Origin of the sequence: Saccharopolyspora mangrovi, assembly GCF_035320975.1 — a bacterium.
Taxonomy (GTDB): domain Bacteria; phylum Actinomycetota; class Actinomycetes; order Mycobacteriales; family Pseudonocardiaceae; genus Saccharopolyspora; species Saccharopolyspora mangrovi.
The window spans coordinates 25,053-41,917 of the sequence record NZ_JAWLNX010000008.1; the positions used below are offsets into that span (position 1 = coordinate 25,053).

The 16,865-nt window shown below is 70.0% G+C and carries 19 protein-coding genes; 5 read left to right on the top strand and 14 right to left on the bottom strand.

Annotated features, from left to right (window positions below):
* Positions 1-43: 43 nt before the first annotated feature.
* Positions 44-460 (bottom strand): pyridoxamine 5'-phosphate oxidase family protein, encoded by a 417-nt coding sequence (locus tag R4I43_RS13310; RefSeq protein WP_324265923.1) that lies wholly within the window; start codon positions 458-460, stop codon positions 44-46.
* Between the two features lie 82 nt (positions 461-542).
* Between R4I43_RS13310 and R4I43_RS13315 the strand changes: the two genes are divergently transcribed.
* Positions 543-1,463 carry an AraC family transcriptional regulator gene (locus R4I43_RS13315; protein ID WP_324265924.1) on the top strand — a complete coding sequence of 307 codons (921 nt, stop codon included), beginning with the start codon at positions 543-545 and terminating at the stop codon, positions 1,461-1,463.
* Between the two features lie 17 nt (positions 1,464-1,480).
* On the opposite strand, the gene cobS is transcribed toward R4I43_RS13315, so the two are convergent.
* The 5 genes from cobS to R4I43_RS13340 all read right to left on the bottom strand — a co-directional run bounded on the left by cobS (position 1,481) and on the right by R4I43_RS13340 (position 6,014).
* A complete protein-coding gene (gene cobS, locus R4I43_RS13320; protein WP_324266153.1) occupies positions 1,481-2,218 on the bottom strand; it encodes an adenosylcobinamide-GDP ribazoletransferase in 738 nt (245 codons plus the stop codon).
* Positions 2,218-3,264, bottom strand: a complete 1,047-nt coding sequence (gene cobT / locus R4I43_RS13325) for a nicotinate-nucleotide--dimethylbenzimidazole phosphoribosyltransferase (RefSeq protein ID WP_324266154.1) — start codon at positions 3,262-3,264, stop codon at positions 2,218-2,220. The genes cobS and cobT overlap by 1 nt, the downstream gene beginning before the upstream one ends.
* A gap of 76 nt (positions 3,265-3,340) precedes the next feature.
* Complete coding sequence (gene cobU, locus R4I43_RS13330; RefSeq protein WP_324265925.1) at positions 3,341-3,880, bottom strand: bifunctional adenosylcobinamide kinase/adenosylcobinamide-phosphate guanylyltransferase; 540 nt, start codon at positions 3,878-3,880, stop codon at positions 3,341-3,343.
* 207 nt (positions 3,881-4,087) lie between these two features.
* On the bottom strand, positions 4,088-5,227 hold the full coding sequence (locus tag R4I43_RS13335) for a glycerol dehydrogenase (RefSeq protein ID WP_324265926.1): 1,140 nt from the start codon (positions 5,225-5,227) through the stop codon (positions 4,088-4,090).
* A gap of 148 nt (positions 5,228-5,375) precedes the next feature.
* Entirely contained in the window at positions 5,376-6,014 is a 639-nt protein-coding gene (locus R4I43_RS13340) for a DUF3043 domain-containing protein (protein ID WP_324265927.1), read from the bottom strand.
* Between the two features lie 211 nt (positions 6,015-6,225).
* On the opposite strand from R4I43_RS13340, the gene R4I43_RS13345 reads away from it, so the two are divergent.
* Positions 6,226-6,588 (top strand): HesB/IscA family protein, encoded by a 363-nt coding sequence (locus R4I43_RS13345; RefSeq protein ID WP_093416791.1) that lies wholly within the window; start codon positions 6,226-6,228, stop codon positions 6,586-6,588.
* 61 nt (positions 6,589-6,649) lie between these two features.
* Here R4I43_RS13345 and R4I43_RS13350 read toward each other — a convergent pair whose 3' ends face one another.
* Positions 6,650-6,865, bottom strand: a complete 216-nt coding sequence (locus R4I43_RS13350) for an RNA-binding S4 domain-containing protein (RefSeq protein WP_324265928.1) — start codon at positions 6,863-6,865, stop codon at positions 6,650-6,652.
* A gap of 155 nt (positions 6,866-7,020) precedes the next feature.
* Between R4I43_RS13350 and R4I43_RS13355 the strand changes: the two genes are divergently transcribed.
* The 3 genes from R4I43_RS13355 (at position 7,021) to R4I43_RS13365 (ending at position 10,880) form a co-directional block, all read left to right on the top strand.
* Positions 7,021-7,953, top strand: coding sequence for a carbohydrate kinase family protein (locus tag R4I43_RS13355; protein ID WP_324266155.1), 933 nt, complete (start codon positions 7,021-7,023; stop codon positions 7,951-7,953).
* A gap of 180 nt (positions 7,954-8,133) precedes the next feature.
* Entirely contained in the window at positions 8,134-9,582 is a 1,449-nt protein-coding gene (locus R4I43_RS13360) for an alpha-amylase (protein WP_324265929.1), read from the top strand.
* 122 nt (positions 9,583-9,704) lie between these two features.
* Positions 9,705-10,880: a YncE family protein gene (locus R4I43_RS13365; protein WP_324265930.1), complete on the top strand. Its 1,176-nt coding sequence runs from the start codon at positions 9,705-9,707 to the stop codon at positions 10,878-10,880.
* A 57-nt stretch (positions 10,881-10,937) separates the two neighbouring features.
* On the opposite strand, the gene R4I43_RS13370 is transcribed toward R4I43_RS13365, so the two are convergent.
* From R4I43_RS13370 to R4I43_RS13400, 7 genes are all read right to left on the bottom strand, one after another.
* Positions 10,938-11,609 (bottom strand): class I SAM-dependent methyltransferase, encoded by a 672-nt coding sequence (locus tag R4I43_RS13370; protein WP_324265931.1) that lies wholly within the window; start codon positions 11,607-11,609, stop codon positions 10,938-10,940.
* 138 nt (positions 11,610-11,747) lie between these two features.
* On the bottom strand, positions 11,748-12,005 hold the full coding sequence (locus tag R4I43_RS13375; protein ID WP_324265932.1) for a helix-turn-helix domain-containing protein: 258 nt from the start codon (positions 12,003-12,005) through the stop codon (positions 11,748-11,750).
* A complete protein-coding gene (locus tag R4I43_RS13380; protein WP_324265933.1) occupies positions 12,006-12,503 on the bottom strand; it encodes a DUF2975 domain-containing protein in 498 nt (165 codons plus the stop codon).
* 147 nt (positions 12,504-12,650) lie between these two features.
* Positions 12,651-13,544 (bottom strand): homocysteine S-methyltransferase, encoded by an 894-nt coding sequence (gene mmuM / locus R4I43_RS13385; protein ID WP_324265934.1) that lies wholly within the window; start codon positions 13,542-13,544, stop codon positions 12,651-12,653.
* A gap of 124 nt (positions 13,545-13,668) precedes the next feature.
* Positions 13,669-14,565: a sugar ABC transporter permease gene (locus R4I43_RS13390; protein ID WP_324265935.1), complete on the bottom strand. Its 897-nt coding sequence runs from the start codon at positions 14,563-14,565 to the stop codon at positions 13,669-13,671.
* Entirely contained in the window at positions 14,565-15,482 is a 918-nt protein-coding gene (locus R4I43_RS13395) for a carbohydrate ABC transporter permease (RefSeq protein ID WP_324265936.1), read from the bottom strand. The genes R4I43_RS13390 and R4I43_RS13395 overlap by 1 nt, the downstream gene beginning before the upstream one ends.
* Positions 15,483-15,484: 2 nt before the next feature.
* Entirely contained in the window at positions 15,485-16,720 is a 1,236-nt protein-coding gene (locus R4I43_RS13400) for an extracellular solute-binding protein (protein WP_324265937.1), read from the bottom strand.
* Positions 16,721-16,865 lie beyond the last annotated feature (145 nt).

The window sequence follows — 16,865 nt, forward strand, 5'->3', positions numbered from 1 at the left end:
TCGCGGCGCCCCCTGCGGTTCGTCCGCAGGGGGCGCCGTCGTGTCAGAACTCGAGACGGGCGATCTTCTCCGGGTGGAGGACGATGCGCAGCCAGGTCCCGGCGCGGAGCTCGGCGAGGTCTCGCGCACGAGTCGGGTCGGCGAGGTCCCAGTACCGGGCGGCGAGGCGTTCGACCAGCTCACGCGCGTCGTCGGTGTCCACGGTGGTCCGCCCGGTGACCGACACCCAGCGCTCGCGTTCGGTCGCTGGCGCGGCCACGACCAGCGAGGCGCGCGGATCGCATTGCAGGCGGCGGACTTTGGGCGAGGCCGGGTCGGTGAACAGCTCGATCGTGCCCTCGTCGGTGGCCTCGAACCACACCGGGCGGGGCTGCGGCGGGACGGGCCCGGCGGCCACCGACAGGAAGCCGTGCAGCGGGCGTCGGAGGAGTTCGAGGTCCTGGGTGGTCAGGGTGCTCATGGCACCGATCCAACCGCTCGTTGCCGGACGAGCACATGGGTGAGGAGCCGGATCACCTGCGTCATCGTCTAGCTTCGGTGGTGTGGACGCGTTCGGTGACCTCTTCCGCGGGCTGCGGGCCCAAGGCTCGCTGTTCGGCAGCTCGACGCTGACCCCGCCGTGGTCGCTGCACTTCGTGGACGGCGCCCCGCTGACCTTGTGCACCGTCCTCGACGGCGAGGGCTGGATCGTGCCGGAGCGGGGCGAGCCCGAGCCGCTGCGCGATCGGGACACCGTCGTGGTGCGTGGACCTGCGACGTTCACGTTCGTCGACGAGCTGGGCACCTCGGCGGAACCGCTGGCGTGCGGCGAGTTCTGCTCGGTCCCCGAGCAGGGCGGCACGCGGCACCGGCTCGGCTGGCACGACCCGGGGGAGGGGAGCGGGACGACGCTGATCACCGGCGCCTACCCGCTGCGCGGCGAGATCAGCCGCAGGCTGCTGGAAGCGCTGCCGGTCGTGCTGCGCGTGGAGTCCGGCGGCACCGGTGATCCGGTCCTCGACCACCTGGCCGTCGAGGTCGCGGTGGACGCGCCGGGCCAGCAGCTGGTGCTGGACCGGCTGCTGGACTGGATGCTGGTGTGCACGCTGCGCGAGTGGTTCGACCGCCCGGGCGGTGAACCTCCTGCCTGGTGGGCGGCCCAGCGGGATCCCGTGGTGGGTGAGGCGCTGCGACTGCTGCACGCCGAACCGGCGGCGCAGTGGACGGTCGCCGCGCTGGCCGGTCGAGTCGGGGTGTCGCGCTCGACGCTGGCCAAGCGCTTCAGCGATCTGGTCGGGGAACCACCGCTGACCTACCTGGCCCGGTGGCGCATGACGCTCGCCGCGGACCTGCTGGCCGAGCCCTCCAGGACGATCGCCGAGGTCGCTCGCACCGTCGGCTACGGCGATCCCTTCAGCTTCAGCGCGGCCTTCAAGCGGATCCGCGGCACCACTCCCAGCGCCCACCGCCTCGCGGGAGCCTAACCCGAGGGCAGTTCCAGTCAGAACTGCCCGGTGCCGAGGGACGCACCCACCAGGACGATGGTCGTCGCCAGCTCCGAGGCCGCGCCGAGCACGTCACCGGTGATCCCGCCGAAGCGGCGGCGGACGTGCCGGGTGAACAGCACCAGCGCGCCCGCGGCGACCAGGACCGAGACCGCCGCGGCGGGGCTGATCAGCACGCCCGCGAGGGCCGCCGCGAGCCACCAGCCGATCACCAGCGAGAGCGGCTGGCTGCCCGCGACGAGCGCGCCCATGCCTTCCGAACGGGCGGGCGGCAGGCCGCTGCGGCAGCACAGCACGAACCCGGCGCGGCCGGTGGCGCAGGCGAGGACCAGCGCCCACGGGGTCTGCGCGAGGTCACCGATGCCGACCGCCTGCACCCCGATCACCAGGATCAGGGCGACCACGGCGAACGGGCCGGCGCCGCCGTCGCGCATGACCTGCAGCGCGCGTTCCGGCGGTCCGTAGCAGCCGAGCCCGTCGACGGTGTCGGCCAGCCCGTCCACGTGCATGCCCCTGGTGACCAGCACCAGCAGCGCCACCACGAGGAGTCCGGCCAGCAGCGGTGCAGCGCCCAGCGCGCTGAGGCCCCACAGCGCCAGCGCCCCGATCCCGCCGACGAGCGCGCCGACCAGCGGGGCGAACGAGATCGCCTGCCTGCACGAGCGGTCGTCGACCTGACCTGCGGGAACCGGCAGCACCGTCAGCCAGGAAACCGCCAGCCGGAGTCCGTCGATCACGCCCCGGCCTCGCCGGCGACCCCGGCTTCGTCGAAGGTGGCCATCTCGGCCAGCACCTTCACCGCGGCGGTCAGCACCGGCAGCGCGGTCAGCGCGCCGGAACCCTCGCCCAGCCGCAGCTGCATGTCCAGCACCGGCTCCAGGTCGAGGTGCTGCAGCACCAGCGGGCCGCCCGGCTCGGCCGAGCGGTGCCCGGCCAGCCACCACTGCCGAGCCCCGGGCGCCAACTCCTCGGCGACCAGCGCCGCCGCGCCGACGACGACGCCGTCCAGCAGAACCGGGGTCTTGCGCACGGAGGCTTGCGCGAGGAAACCGGCGAGCGCGGCGATGTCGGCACCGCTGGAGGTGCGCAGCAGCGCGACCGGGTCGTTGTGGACCTTGCGGGCGCGGCGCAGCGCGTCGCGGATCGCGGCGGTCTTGCGCATCCACGCCTGATCGTCGATGCCGGTGCCGCGACCGACCACGGCGACCGGCTCGGTGCCGGTGAGCAGCGAGATCAGCACGGCGGCGGGCGTGGTGTTGCCGATGCCCATGTCACCGGCGATGAGCAGGTCGGCGCCGGAGTCGACCTCCTCGTCGGCGACGGTCCGCCCGGCCTGGATCGCGGCCCGGACCTGCTCGTCGGTCAGCGCGTCCTCGCGGTCGATCGCACCGGAGCCGCGCCGCACCTTGTGCGCGCTGACCACCGGCGGGGTGTCGACGTTGACCGACATGTCCACGACTCGCACGGTCGCCCCGGCGTGCGAGGCGAGCACGTTCACGGCGGCACCCCCGGAGAGGAAGTTGCCGACCATCTGCCCGGTCACCTCGGGCGGGTACGCGGAGACACCGTGCTGCGCGACGCCGTGATCACCTGCGAAGACCACGACCCGCGCGCGTGCGGGCGGGCGCGGCGGGCACGTGCCCTGCCGTCCGGCGAACCACACGCCCAGCTCCTCCAGCCGTCCCAGGGAACCGGCCGGCTTGGTCAGCTGCGCCTGCCGCGCCACGGCTTCCCGCGAGGCCTGCTCGTCGGGTGCCGGGACCGGCGGGAACTCGATCATGCCGGGTTCGTTCTGTTCGGTGGACAAGCGAAAACCTCCGTGTTGAAAAACCGCAGCTCAGCAAGGCCCTGATCGGTCACCGGACGCGCAGCGGGCAGCCGGCGACCAGCAGCAGCACCTCGTCGCACACCGCCGCCAGGCGGGCGTTGAGCGAGCCGAGCTCGTCCCGGAACAGCCTTCCAGACCGGGTCCCGGGCACGACGCCGAGGCCGACCTCGGCCGAGACCAGCACGACCCGGCCCGCGCTCCCCGCCACGGCCGTGACCAGCGCGTCGCAGTGCTCGGCGACGACCTCCAGCGCCGCCGGGTCGCGTTCCCACGCCCCCGCGTCGTCGAGGACCCCGGTCAGCCAGGTGGCCAGATCATCCACCAGCACGTGGTCACCGTCGCCGGCCTCGGCGAGAACTCGCCGCAGCGAACCAGGATCGGGCGCCTCCACGGTCCGCCAGCCCGCAGGTCGCCGCGCCACGTGCCGGGCGATCCGCTCGTTCCACTCGGCGTCGGAAGGATCCCGCCGCGCGGTGGCCACGTAGATCACCGCCGCGTCCTCGGGAACCAGCCCCTCGGCGTGCGCCGACTTCCCGGAACGAGCCCCACCCAGCACCAAAGTCCGCACGAAACCTCCCCGATCAACAACCGCCGAGACCGTACCCGCAAACCAACCGGTCAAGACCCCACCCGTGTCCCGCATCATTCACCGGATCGGAGCCCACTCCTGGCCTTCGACGGCTTGAAAGTTCCGGCTCCGCGTTGCTTCCTCCCGCATGACGCCGAGCCGTCGGGCCGGTCGGTACGTCCCGGCGCGCACCGACCGGCCGTCCCGCTAGTGCTTCGCCGCGTACGGCTTCGGGGCCGGGAGGTGGGCGCTTTCCCGGATTCGGGTGGCGTGGCGGTCGATGGAGGTGAGGGCGGCTGCGACGTCGTCGGAGGTGACCTCGAAGGGCATCGAGTGGATCGTCTCGCCCTCGGCTGCTGCAGCGGTGGCCACCGCGTGGACCGACTCCGCGTCGTCGGGGCGGATGCCGACCTCGGTGAGGGTGGTGGGCAGGCCGACCGCGGTGGTGAACTCGATGAACTCGCGCAGGTCGGCCGGGGTAGCGCCCTCCAGGACCAGCTGGGCCACCGAGCCGAGGTTGACCTTCTGGCCGTGCGCGAGGCCGTGGGTGGCGGCGACCGAGGTCAGGCCGTTGTGGATCGCGTGGGCCGCGGCGAGTCCGCCCGATTCGAAGCCCAGGCCGGAGAGCAGCGTGTTGGCCTCGATGACCTTCTCCACCGCCGGGGTCACCTGGCTGTCGCGGACCGCGTCGATGGCCGGGAGCGCGTTCTCCCACAGGACGTCCCAGCTGAGCTTCGCCAGCGCGGTTCCGGTGAGCGTGGGCAGGCCTCCGGCCATCGTCTTCGAGCCCGACCGGGAGGTGGCGCGGGCCTCCAGCCAGGTGGCCAGCGCGTCGCCGACGCCGGCGACGAGGAACTCCGCAGGGGCGTTGGCCACGACCTGCGAGTCGACCAGGACCAGGTCGGGGTTGCGCGGGAAGAACCGGTACGCCTCGAACTCGCCGTCGTCGGTGTAGATCACCGACAGCGCGCTGCACGGGGCGTCCGTCGAGGCCACGGTGGGCGCGTTGGCCCAGCGGATCCCCGCGAGGTGCCCGGCTGCCTTCACCGCGTCGATCGTGCTGCCGCCGCCGATCGCCACCACGACGTCGGCGCCGGACGAGGTGATCTCGCCGACGAGCCGGTCCACCTCCTTCGAGCTCGGCACCCCGCCGAAGTCCCGCCGGTCGACCGGGAGCCCGGCCTCGGTCAGCGACGCCTCGACGTCGTGGCCGACGAACCCCCACACCACGCCGTCGGCGACCAGCAGCGGCTTCGAACCCAGCTGGGCGAGGTGGTGACCGAGCTGGTGGATCGCTCCCTTGCCCTGGACGTACCGGCCGGGGCTGATCATCGTGCGGATCGTCATGGTTGCCGCTCCTTCGGGGCACGAGGTGATGGATCGGCCGAGCGTAGGAGCGTTGCGCGCGCGGCTGCAGGGCGAGCACGTCTCATCTTGAGTCGGCACGAAAAAGCGCCCCGCTCACGAACGAGCGGGGCGCATCTCGAAGCGAGGATCAGCCGATCTTGGCGATGTCCTTGGGGGTGTAGCGGGGGCGCGGGACGCGGAGCTTGCGGATCTGCATCGCGCGCGTGAAGGCGTACCAGCCCAGGGCGAACGGGCGGTCCTTGTGGTCCGGGAACTTGGCGCGGACCCGCTTGTTGACGTAGCGGCCCAGCAGGGACCCCTCGATGACCATCATGATCAGCAGGGCCATGCAGAACAGCGTCGCGTACTGCTGGATGAGCATGTTCTGCGCCAGCGTGGTGGCGAAGACGATCAGCACCAGCGGCATGAACAGGCCCATCAGGTGCCTGCGGGTGTCGACCAGGTCGCGGACGTGGGCGCGGACCGGCCCCTTGTCGCGGGGCATCAGGTAGCGGTCGTCGCCCTGCATCATGCGTTCGCGGCGCTCGCTGGCGGCCTTGCGGCGCTCCTCCTTGTTGCCCTTGGCGCGCTTCATCGCCTCGCGCTGCGTCATGGGCGGCGGCGGGACGGGGCCGCGGCGCTTGCCCTCGGCCTCACGCCGCTTGGGCGTGGGCTTGCCCTTCTTGGGGGTGTGATTCTGCGCGCGCTCCTCCGCGGACTCCTCGACGTCGTTCTCGGAATCCGTGCTTGCGGTCTGCTCTGCGCTGCTGCGGCGAAGGAACCTCACCCCTCCAGGTTATTCGACGCGCCGAGCGGGCTTGCAGGAGACCGTCCGGTTCGTCCCGCGCATGAGACGTCACACCTGATCCGGCCGTGGTTATGCCACCATGTAGTCAGGAGACAAAACCGTCCCCGGGTTCGCCCGCGGGAATACCCCGGATCCGGACGTGGTTGAACGTCACGCCGGAATCGGAGAGCGAGACCACGAGGGAGTGTCCATGACCGCCCCGAACACCACCGAGACAGAGGCGCCCGCCCACGGTGTCACGTTGACCGACTCTGCTGCCCAGAAGGCCAAGGCCCTGCTGGACCAAGAGGGCCGCGACGACATGCACCTGCGCATCGCCGTCCAGCCGGGTGGCTGCGCCGGTCTGCGCTACCAGCTCTTCTTCGACGAGCGCAGCCTCGACGGTGACGCGCGTCGCGACTTCGAGGGCCTCGGCGTGGTCGTCGACCGGATGAGCGCCCCGTACCTGGAGGGCGCGGTCATCGACTTCGTCGACTCCATCGAGAAGCAGGGCTTCACGATCGACAACCCCAACGCGGGCGGTTCGTGCGCCTGCGGCGACTCGTTCCACTGACGACGAGCAATCCGTTCTGGCAGGAGGCCGGCACCCGCTCGGGTGCCGGCCTCGTTGCTGTTCAGCCCGTGCTGACGACGCGGACGACCTCGTCGTCGAGCACGATCTCGTCGCCGTCGACGAGCTGACGGCCGCGGCGGGTCTCCACCGCGCCGTTGACCTGGACCAGGCCCTCCTCCAGCACGTCCTTGGCCTCGGCGCCGTGCTCGACCAGCCCGGACAGCTTCAGCAGCTGCCCCAGCCGGATCATGTCGTCGGAGATCTCCACATCGCGCATGCCTCCATTGTCTGCCGCCACCCCCGATCGCGGCGTGGGGGCAGGGCCAGCCCTCGGCGACAGCGCTACGCTCGACTCTTCCGTCACCTTCCGTAGTGAATTGGAGGCGCGCTGTGTCCGTCGCAGTGACCGGCAGCATCGCCAGCGACCACCTGATGCACTTCCCCGGCAGGTTCACCGACCAGCTCGTGGCCGACAGCCTGCAGCAGGTCTCGTTGAGCTTCCTCGTCGACGACCTGGTGGTGCGGCGCGGTGGCGCGGCGGCCAACATCGCCTTCGCGCTCGGGGTGCTCGGCAGGCGCCCGGTGCTGGTGGGGGCCGTGGGCGAGGACTTCGCCGACTACCGGTCGTGGCTGGAGCGCCACGGGGTGGACTGCGGGGGCGTCCACGTCTCCGAGTACGCGCACACCGCGCGGTTCGTGTGCACCACCGACCAGGCCTTCAACCAGATCGCCTCGTTCTACGCGGGAGCGATGACCGAGGCCCGCAACATCGAACTCGCGCCGGTCGTCGCCTCGCACGAGGCCGACCTGGTGCTGATCAGCCCGAACGACCCCAAGGCCATGCTCCGGCACGCCGACGAGTGCCGGCAGCGCGGCTACCGCTTCGCCAGCGACCCGTCGCAGCAGCTCGCGCGGCTGAGCGGCGACGAGATCCGCCGGATGGTCGAGGACGCCGACTACCTGTTCACCAACCACTACGAGTGGGGCCTGCTGCTGCAGAAGACCGGCTGGAGCGAGGACGACGTGCGCGCCAAGGTCGGCGTCCGCGTCACCACGCTCGGCGCCGACGGGGCCGAGATCATCGACCGCGACGGGCAGCGGCTGGAGGTCCCCGCGGTTCCCGAGGTGGCGAGGGCTGACCCGACGGGTGTCGGTGACGGCTTCCGCGCGGGTTTCCTCGCCGCGATCGAGAGCGGGCTGTCGCTGGAGCGCGCCGCGCAGCTCGGTTCGCTGATCGCGGTGCACGTGCTGGAGGTGACCGGCACGCAGGAGTGGACCCTCGACGCCGACCGCGCCCGCAAGCGCCTCGCCGACACCTACGGCGAGGACGCAGCAGCCGAGCTGGCAACGGCACTGCTGCGGTAAGGAGCACCGACGACCGGGATCGACAGGTTCGTCGCGCCCCTTGTTTCGCAGTGATCTGCAAATATTTGCGAAGTGTTATTCCTGGTAAAATGCTGGATCTGTTGGCGTATTGACTTAACTCGCGCAAGAAAATGTGATCGTAGGCGTTCGCTCATCACAGGCGATGGGAAGGAGAACGTCATGCGATTGACGGCGCTCGTGCTGGCCGCAGCGGCTGTCGGTACCGCCCTGGTGCCCGCCGCGTTCGGCCAGGAACGCGCTCCGGCGCCGGCCACCGCCCCGGTGGCCGGGCCGATCATCCAGATGTTCCAGTGGCCGTGGGACTCGATCGCGAACGAGTGCACCAGTTCCCTGGGACCGAAGGGCTTCGGCGCGGTTCAAGTCTCGCCGCCGCAGGAGCACATCGTGCTGCCCGAGGCCGGTCACCCCTGGTACCAGGACTACCAGCCGGTCAGCTACCAGCTCGAAACCCGGCGCGGGAACCGCGAGCAGTTCGCCAACATGGTCAAGGCTTGCAACGCCGCCGGTGTGCAGATCTACGCCGACGCCGTGGTCAACCACATGGCCGGTTCGGACGGTGCCCACCCGGGCAGCGCGGGCTCGGAGTTCACCAAGTACGACTACCCGGGCACCTACTCGGACGCGGACTTCCACGAGTGCCGCCGCGACATCTCCAACTACAACGACAAGTGGGAGGTGCGCAATTGCGAGCTCGTCGGGCTCGCCGACCTCAAGACCGAGAGCGACTGGGTCCGCCAGTCCGAGATCAAGTACCTCAACGACCTGATCAGCCTGGGCGTGTCCGGGTTCCGGGTCGACGGCGTCAAGCACATGCCGCCGGAGGACATCGGCGCGATCTTCGGCGGGCTCGACACCGTGCCCGGAACCGGCCAGAAGCCGTACGTGTTCCAGGAGGTCATCGCCGACTCCACCACCACGGCGGGGGAGTACACCGGCAACGGTGACGTCACCGAGTTCGCCTACCACGGCAAGGTCAGCGACGCCTTCAAGAGCGGATCGCTGGCCCAGCTGGCGAACCTGGGCGACTCGATGACCCTGCCCAGCGAGCAGGCCGTGGTGTTCATCGACAACCACGACACCCAGCGCAGTTCGCCGACGCTGACCTACAAGGACGGCGCGGCCTACGGCCTGGGCGTGGCCTTCGAGCTGGCCTACCCCTACGGCACGCCGCAGCTGATCTCCAGCTTCGCCTTCGACAACACCGAGGCGGGTCCGCCCGCCGAGGCCGATGGCAAGACCAAGCCCGCGAGCTGCGACGACCAGGCGTGGGTGTGCGAGCACCGGCGTCCGGTCATCGCCGGGATGGCCGGGTTCCACGGCGCGGTCGGCGGTACCGGCCTCACCGACTGGTGGGACAACGGCGGCGGTCAGATCGCGTTCGGCCGCCAGGACAAGGGCTTCGTGGTGATCAACCGCGAAGGCGGCGAGCTGACGCAGACCTTCCAGACCTCGCTGCCCGCGGCCAGCTACTGCGACGTGATGTCCGGTGAGGTCTCGAACGGTTCGTGCACCGGCCAGACCGTCGAGGTCGGTGAGGACGGCAAGTTCACCGCGACCGTGGCCGCGAACTCCGGTGTCGCGCTGCACGCCGGAGCCAAGCTCGGCTGATCGACGCCCGGCACGTGGGCTGTTCGGATGCATTTGCCGAACTCCTGCGTGCCGGGCATATCCGAATTGATCTCATGTTCGTTGGGGGGTTGATCCCACATGTGCGGAGAAGGGCGATTCGGATGCGACACAGGATCTGGGCGATCGGCGCGGCAGCGCTCGTCGCGCTCGCGGCGCTACCGGCCTCGGCGGTGGCCGACGAGCGCCGGGACGTGATGTTCGTCGGCAACAACTGGGACGGCACCGTCGACCTGCTCGACGCCGCCGACTTCGACAAGTACCAGCGCATCAACGTGGTCCCCGACCTCGACCAGCGGATGCGCGAGATGACCCCCGATCAGCGCGCCGCCATGCTGGTCATCCGCGAAACCGCGGGGGAAGGGCACGACCAGCTCGTCGACGACATCGCGGTCTCGCCGGACGGCAAGACCATGTACGTCTCGCGGCCTAGCCTCGGCGACGTCGCCGCCTACGAGATCGACACCGGTGAGCAGGTCTGGCGGACCCCCGTCGAGGGCTACCGCTCCGATCACATGGCGCTGTCGCCGGACGGCTCCGAACTGGCCGTCTCGGCCACCACCGCCAACATCGTGCAGCTGATCAACCCCGCCGACGGCAGCGTCACCGGCAGCTTCCCGACCGGCGACTTCCCGCACGAGAACCGCTACTCCGCCGACGGCAAGACGCTCTACAACGCCACCATCGGGCGCGTGGTCATGCCCGACGACCCGGCGCTGGACGCGCTCAAGGGCAAGCGGCAGCTGACCATCGTGGACACCGAGACCCAGCAGGTCCGCGACACCATCGACTTCGGCGTCGGCATCCGGCCGTTCCTGGTCACCCTCGACGGCAAGACGATGTACGCGCAGCTGTCGTTCCACAACGGCTTCGTCGAGTACAGCCTCGAGGAGAAGCGCGTGACCCGCACCGTGCACCTGCCGCTGTCCGAGGACGCGCAGCAGATGAAGCGCGAGGACTACCCGCTGGACTCCGCCCACCACGGCCTGAGTGCCAACGCCGACGGCACCAAGCTCTGCGACGCGGGCACGATCTCGGACTACGCGGCCATCGTGTCGGTCCCGTCGCTGACCACCGACGCCATCGTGCCGGTCGGCAAGAAGCCGTACTGGGCCGCGACCAGCCCGAACGGCCAGTACTGCTTCCTGTCCAACAGCGACAGCGACGACATCTCGGTGGTCGACTTCAACGGCGCCAAGGAGACGGCCCGCATCCCCGTCGGAGACCACCCGCAACGAGTCCGCGGCTACGCGGTCCCCACCTCGGTCCTGCACAGCTGAGCTCGGTGGGGGTGGAAGAGCCGGCCGAGACCGCCACCCCCACCGAGCGGACCGCCCTCACACCCGGGTGGCGAGCGCGATCATGCGGCTGTGTCCGGCGTTGAGGGCTTCACCGTCCTCGCCGCGGAACGAGACGTCGGTGAAGCCCGACTGGTGCAGCCAGTCGCGCAGCTCCGGTGCGGTGAACATGCGGACCGCGTAGGGGATGCGGCGAACCTGGCCGCCCCGGACCACCCGCTCGACGATCGAGCGCATGGTCAGCGGATCCATGCGGTGGTGGTCGATCATCATGTCGTCACCGACCTCGTGCACCACGTGAGCCCGGTAGCGGGGGAGCAGTTCGACGATGTTGTTCAGCTCCATCGCGAAGCGCCCGCCGGGCCGCAGCGCGCGGTGGACCTCCGAGAGCACCCGGCGGTTGCCCGCGTCGGAGAAGTAACCGAAGGCGGTGAACCAGTTCAGCACCGCGTCGAAGCGCTCCTGCCAGGGAAGTTCTCGCATGTCGCCGTCGACGTAGGCGACCTCCACGCCGAGTTCGGCGGCATCCGCGCGGGCGTGTCGCAGGAACGTGGCCGAGCTGTCCAAGCCGGTGACCCGGCAGCCCATCGCGGCCAGCCGGTTGGACAGCCTGCCGTGCCCGCAGGCCAGGTCCAAGAGCTCATCACCTGGTGGGAGCTCGAGCAGCTGCCGCACGAACTCCGACTCGGCCTGGGTGCGCTCGTCGATCAACGGGCCGTAGAAGTGCAGCTAGTCGTCGTCGAACAGGCCCTCGGCGTCGCATTCCGGGTCGCCGTCAGCGGTTTCACCATCGGTCATGGCGACCACGGTGCCGAACTCCGCCGCGGGTCACCACCGATTTTCGCCTGGTCAGCTGGTTCTCGGCCGGTGGGGTGTTTCAGTGGGAAGTCCGCCCGCGCCTTCTTCGGGTTCCCAGCGCAGGAGGTCTCCCGGGGTGCAGTCGAGGGCCTGGCAGAGGGCTTCGAGGGTGGTGAAGCGGACCGCCTTGGCCCGGCCGTTCTTCAGGACGGCTAGGTTCGCCGGGGTGATGCCGACGCGCTCGGCGAGCTCGCCCACCGACATTTTGCGCTTGGCCAGCATGACGTCGATGTCGACCGCGATCGGCACTCAGATCACCTCGTCCAGCTCGGCCTGCATCTGCGTCGCCTCGATGTCGCGGGCTACCGCCTGCGCCAGCAGCGCGCGCAGCACCAGCACGACCAGCGCGACCCCCAGGATCGCCACGACCACGCCGCAGATCAGCAGCACGACGCCCGGGGCGACGGCCTCGCCGGGCGCCAGCAGGCAGGCGAGGGCGAACACGTCGAGCGCCGCCGCCACGATCGCGCCGATGATGACGTGAACGTAGCGGAAAGCCGCGTGGGAGAACACGGTTCCGCGCCGCACCATCGTGACCAGCCGCCACACGCAGACCACCACGACCTGGCAGGCCACCAGCCCGAGCACGATGATCACCAGCAGCGGCACCCGCAGGTAGGCGTGGTGCTGGTTCAGCTCCTCCAGGTCGGCGTTGAGCAGTGGCACCATCACCGCCTGCACGAACAGCGACCCGGCCAGCAACGCCACCAGGACGACCCGCAAGGCGAGCACCGCCAGCTTCCCCATCGCCACTCCTTCGATCGAACAACGATGAGAATCTATCGAAAAACGATAGGCGAGGCAAGGTGGGGGTCACCAGGTGGCGATCGCGCGTTGGCGGGTCAGAGCTGCGTGAGACGCACCGAACCTGGGGGCCAACGGTCTTCCGCCGCGTCAGGACTCCGGGTCGAGGAGGGCTTCCGCCACCGCGGTGATGTCCTCCGGGCGGACGCGGCAGCAGCCGCCGACGAGCATGGCGCCGGCTTCGCGCCAGCGGCGGGCCTGGCGCGGGGACAGGCGGGGATCGCCGGTCCACGCGTGGTGCTCGGCGTCCCAGCCCTCACCGCTGTTGGGGTAGGCGACCAGTGGCTTTTCCGTTGCCGCGCGGGCGATTTCGAGCGCGGGCAGGACGTCCTCGGGATCCGAGCAGTTGATGCCGATGGCGGTGACCGCATCGGATTCGGCCAGGGCGAACGCCTCGGAGAGCGGCTGACCTCCCCTGGTGCGATCGCCTTCGACGGTGAAGGACAGCCAAGCCGGGATGCCCAGGCCTGCCACGGCTTCGACCAGCACCCGCGCCTCCTCGAGGTCCGGGATGGTCTCCAGCGCGAGGACGTCCGGGGCCGCCTCGGCCAGCGTCTCCAACCGGGGCAGGTGGAACTCGCGCAGCTGCTGCGGGGTCAGGCCGTAGTCACCGCGGTACTCGGAACCGTCGGCGAGGGTCGCGCCGTACGGGCCGATGGAGGCGGCGACCCACCGGTGCTCGCCCGGCTCGACCTCACCGGCCAGCCGGGCCAGCTCGACGCTGCGGCGCATCAGCCGCGCCGCCCCCGCCCGGTCCAGGCCGCGCTCGGCGAAGCCCTCGAAGGACGCCTGGTAGCTGGCGGTGGTGGCGACGTCGGCGCCCGCCCGGTAGAACGCGGCGTGCGCGGCGACGATCTCCTCCGGTGCGTCCGCCAGCAGGCGCGCCGACCACAGGGCGTCGGCGAGCTCGTGGCCCATCGCTTCCAGCTCCGTGGCCAACCCACCGTCGAGCACCAACGGCTGATCGACCCTGAATTCCCGCATGCCGTCCAGCGTAGTGGTGTTCGACAACGCAGACCGCTTCGAAACCCGGCGTGGGGAGATCCGAATTTCGCGCGAAGTTCGACGCCGGAAGTTCGGCCTCGAATTTCGCGCGAAATTCGAGCGGTCAGCCCTTCACGCTGCCCGCCGCCAGCCCCGAGACCAGGAAGCGCTGCACGGCGTAGAACACGATCACCGCCGGGATCGCCACCAGCACCGACGCCGCCGCGAGGTGCCCCCACTCCGCCCGGTTCTGCTGGACGAACACCTGCAGGCCGACAGCCAGGGTCTTCGACTCGTCGGCGGCCGACAGGAACGCCGAGGCGAACGCGACCTCGCTCCAGGCCACGATGAACGAGTAGAACCCGGTCACCGCCAGCCCCGGTCTGGCCAGCGGCAGCACCAGCCGCCAGAACACCCCGAGCGGGGACAGCCCGTCGACCCGTCCGGCCTCGTCGATGTCGGCCGGGATGCCGTCGATGTAGCCCTTGAGCATGAACGTGCAGAACGGGATCGCGGTGCTGCAGTAGACCAGCACCAACCCCAGCGCGCTGCCCTGCAGCCCGAGCGTGAGCAGGATGTTGTACAGCGGCACGATCAGCACTGCGAACGGGAACATCTGCACCACCAGGAACGACAGCAGCAGCCAGTGCCTGCCGGGGAACCGGAACCGGCTCAGCGCATAGGCGGTGGTGGCCGCCAGCAGCACGCCGAGCACGGTCGTTAGGGCCGCGATCAGCACCGAGTTGCCGAACCACGCCAGGAACGAGCCCTTGGCGCCGGTGAGCACGTCGGCGTAGTTGTCCAAGCTGGAGTCGTTGACCAGCGATGGCGTCGCCTCGATCGCCTTCGCGTCCGGCTTGAACGACACGACCACGACCCAGAACACCGGGAACACCGCGATCAGCGACGCCACGATCAGCGCGCCGTGCAAACCAATGCTCGCCAGGGTCGAACGCCGGCCCCGGCCGCGCGGCCGGGCAGCGGCCGAGGACGCCCGCAGGGACGCTGCGTCGATGCTCATCACAGCACCTCCCCTTGCCGCGCCATCGCGCGGCGGTAGATCGCGGCGAAGACCAGCAGCACCGACAGGATCAGCACGCCGTAGGTGGAGGCGATCGCGTAATCCCTGGTGGCGCCGGAGAAGAACCGCTCGAAGGCGTAGGTCACCAGAATCCGCGTGTGCGGGTTGTTGCCGGTGATCAGGTAGATGACCGGGAACATGTTGAACGTCCAGATCACCCCGAGCAGCACCACGCTGCTCGACACCGGGCGCAGCCCCGGCAGCGTCACGTTGACGAACCGCTGCCAGGGCGTCGCGCCGTCCATCTCGGCGGCCTCGTAGAGGTCCGACGGGATGGCCTGCAGCCCGCCGAGCAGGGCGACCATCATGAACGGCACGCCCAGCCACACGTTGACCACGATCACCGACACCAGCGCCAGGTCCGACTGCCCGAGCCACACCTGCCCGGGCAGCCCCAGGGCCTCCAGCACCCAGTTGACCAGGCCGTAGTCGGCGTTGAGCAGGTACCGCCAGGCGAAGGCGCTGATGAACACCGGTACTGCCCACGGCAGGATCAGCAGCACCCGGTACAGCCCGCGCCCGCGCATCCGCCGGTTGAGCAGCATCGCCAGTCCGAGCCCGATGCCGTAGTGGCAGGCCACGCACGCGAACGTCCAGATCACGGTGCGCACCAGCGTCGCCCAGAACGATCCGAACGCGGCCGACCCGGACAGCACGTTGAGGTAGTTGTCCCACCCGACGAAGGAGTACCGCGCCTCCCGGTCCAGCACCGGGTTGGCGATGTTGGTGTCGTTGATGTCGGTGAACCCGAAGTACACGCCTTGCAGCAGCGGCAGCACGACCAGCAGCGCGAGGACCGCGACCACCGGCAGCACCATCGCGTAACCGAACCAGTAGCGGGCGAGGAAGTTCCGCATGATCAGCGCTTCGCGTAGTCGGTGAGGATCGTGGACTGGTAGGTCTGCGCCAGCTCGTCGAGCGCGGCCTGGGTCGGCTTGCGGCCCGACAGCACGTCGCCGTAGGCGGTCTGCAGGGGTTCGAGCAGCTCGCTGTTCTGCGGGATCCACGCGCGGGTGTGCGTGGTCGCGGCCAGCGGGCGGAACGCGCTGACGATCGGGTTGGCCGCGACCGCCGGGTCGTCGTAGGCGGACTTGCGGGTGGGCAGCAGGCCCAGCTTGGCGGCGACCTTGGCCTGGTTCGCGCTGCTGCTCATGCACGCCACGAACTTCTGCGAGGCCTCGGTGGCGTCGCTGCCCTGCCGGATCACGTAGTCGTGGCCGCCGACGGGGGAGGGGGTGGCCGAACCGGGCACGGGCGCGATGCCGAGGTTGGCGGGATCGGCGAACTCGGGGGAGGAGGTGAATTCCGTGACCGCCCACGGCCCGTCGATGACCATCGCGGTTTCGCCCGTGGTGAAGGCGGTTTTCATGCTGGTGTAGGAGTTCGGCTGGTCGAGCGAGGTGCGCGCGGCCTTGGCGTCGAGGAGGTCCTTGGCGACCTGCACACCGCGCGCGGTCTCCGGGGAGTTCACGGTGATCATCCGCGCGCCGGGGTTCACCAGGTCGCCGCCGTGGGTGTAGATGAACGGCAGCGCGTAGTACTCGTCGTTGTTGATGAACAGGGCGTTCTCGCCGCCCAGCTTCGGGGCGACGGCCTTGAGCTCGTCCCAGGACTGCGGCGGTTTCACCCCGGCGGCGTCGAGCTTGCGCTTGTTGTAGAACAGCGCGAGCGCGTCGGTGACCTGCGGAACCGCGTAGGTCTTGCCCTCGAACTTCGTCGATTCCAGCGTGTTCGGCAGGAAGTCGGCGGTGTCGGTGACCAGCGGGGTGCCGGAGAGGTCTTGGATGAGTCCCGCTTGCGCGAGCTGCGAGACCCAGCCGACGTCGGCGCGCAGCACGTCCGGGCCCTGCCCGCCCTGGGCCGCGGTCTTGTAGTTGTTCAAGGCCTGGTCGAAGGCCACCGTCTCCACCCGCACCTGGTAGCCGCCGGTGCGGCCGCACTCCTGGGCGATCTCGCCGAACACCGCGCTTTCCGCTGAACCGCTGGTGTCCCAGTACACGACCTGGTTCGCGTCGCCGGTCGATCCGCCGCACCCGGCCAGGGTGAGGGCGCCGACCAGGCCCAGGGCAGCAGTGACCGTGGCCTTGGGTCTCATTTCCAGACCTCCCGATTTGCAAATTTTTGCGAACACCTGGCGTTAGATTGCATACCTAGAACGCAGTTGTCGTCAAGGTATGCGAGCAGAATTGGACAGCGTTCCGGCAATCGGTAATGGATGGTCATTGCAAATTGTTGCTACT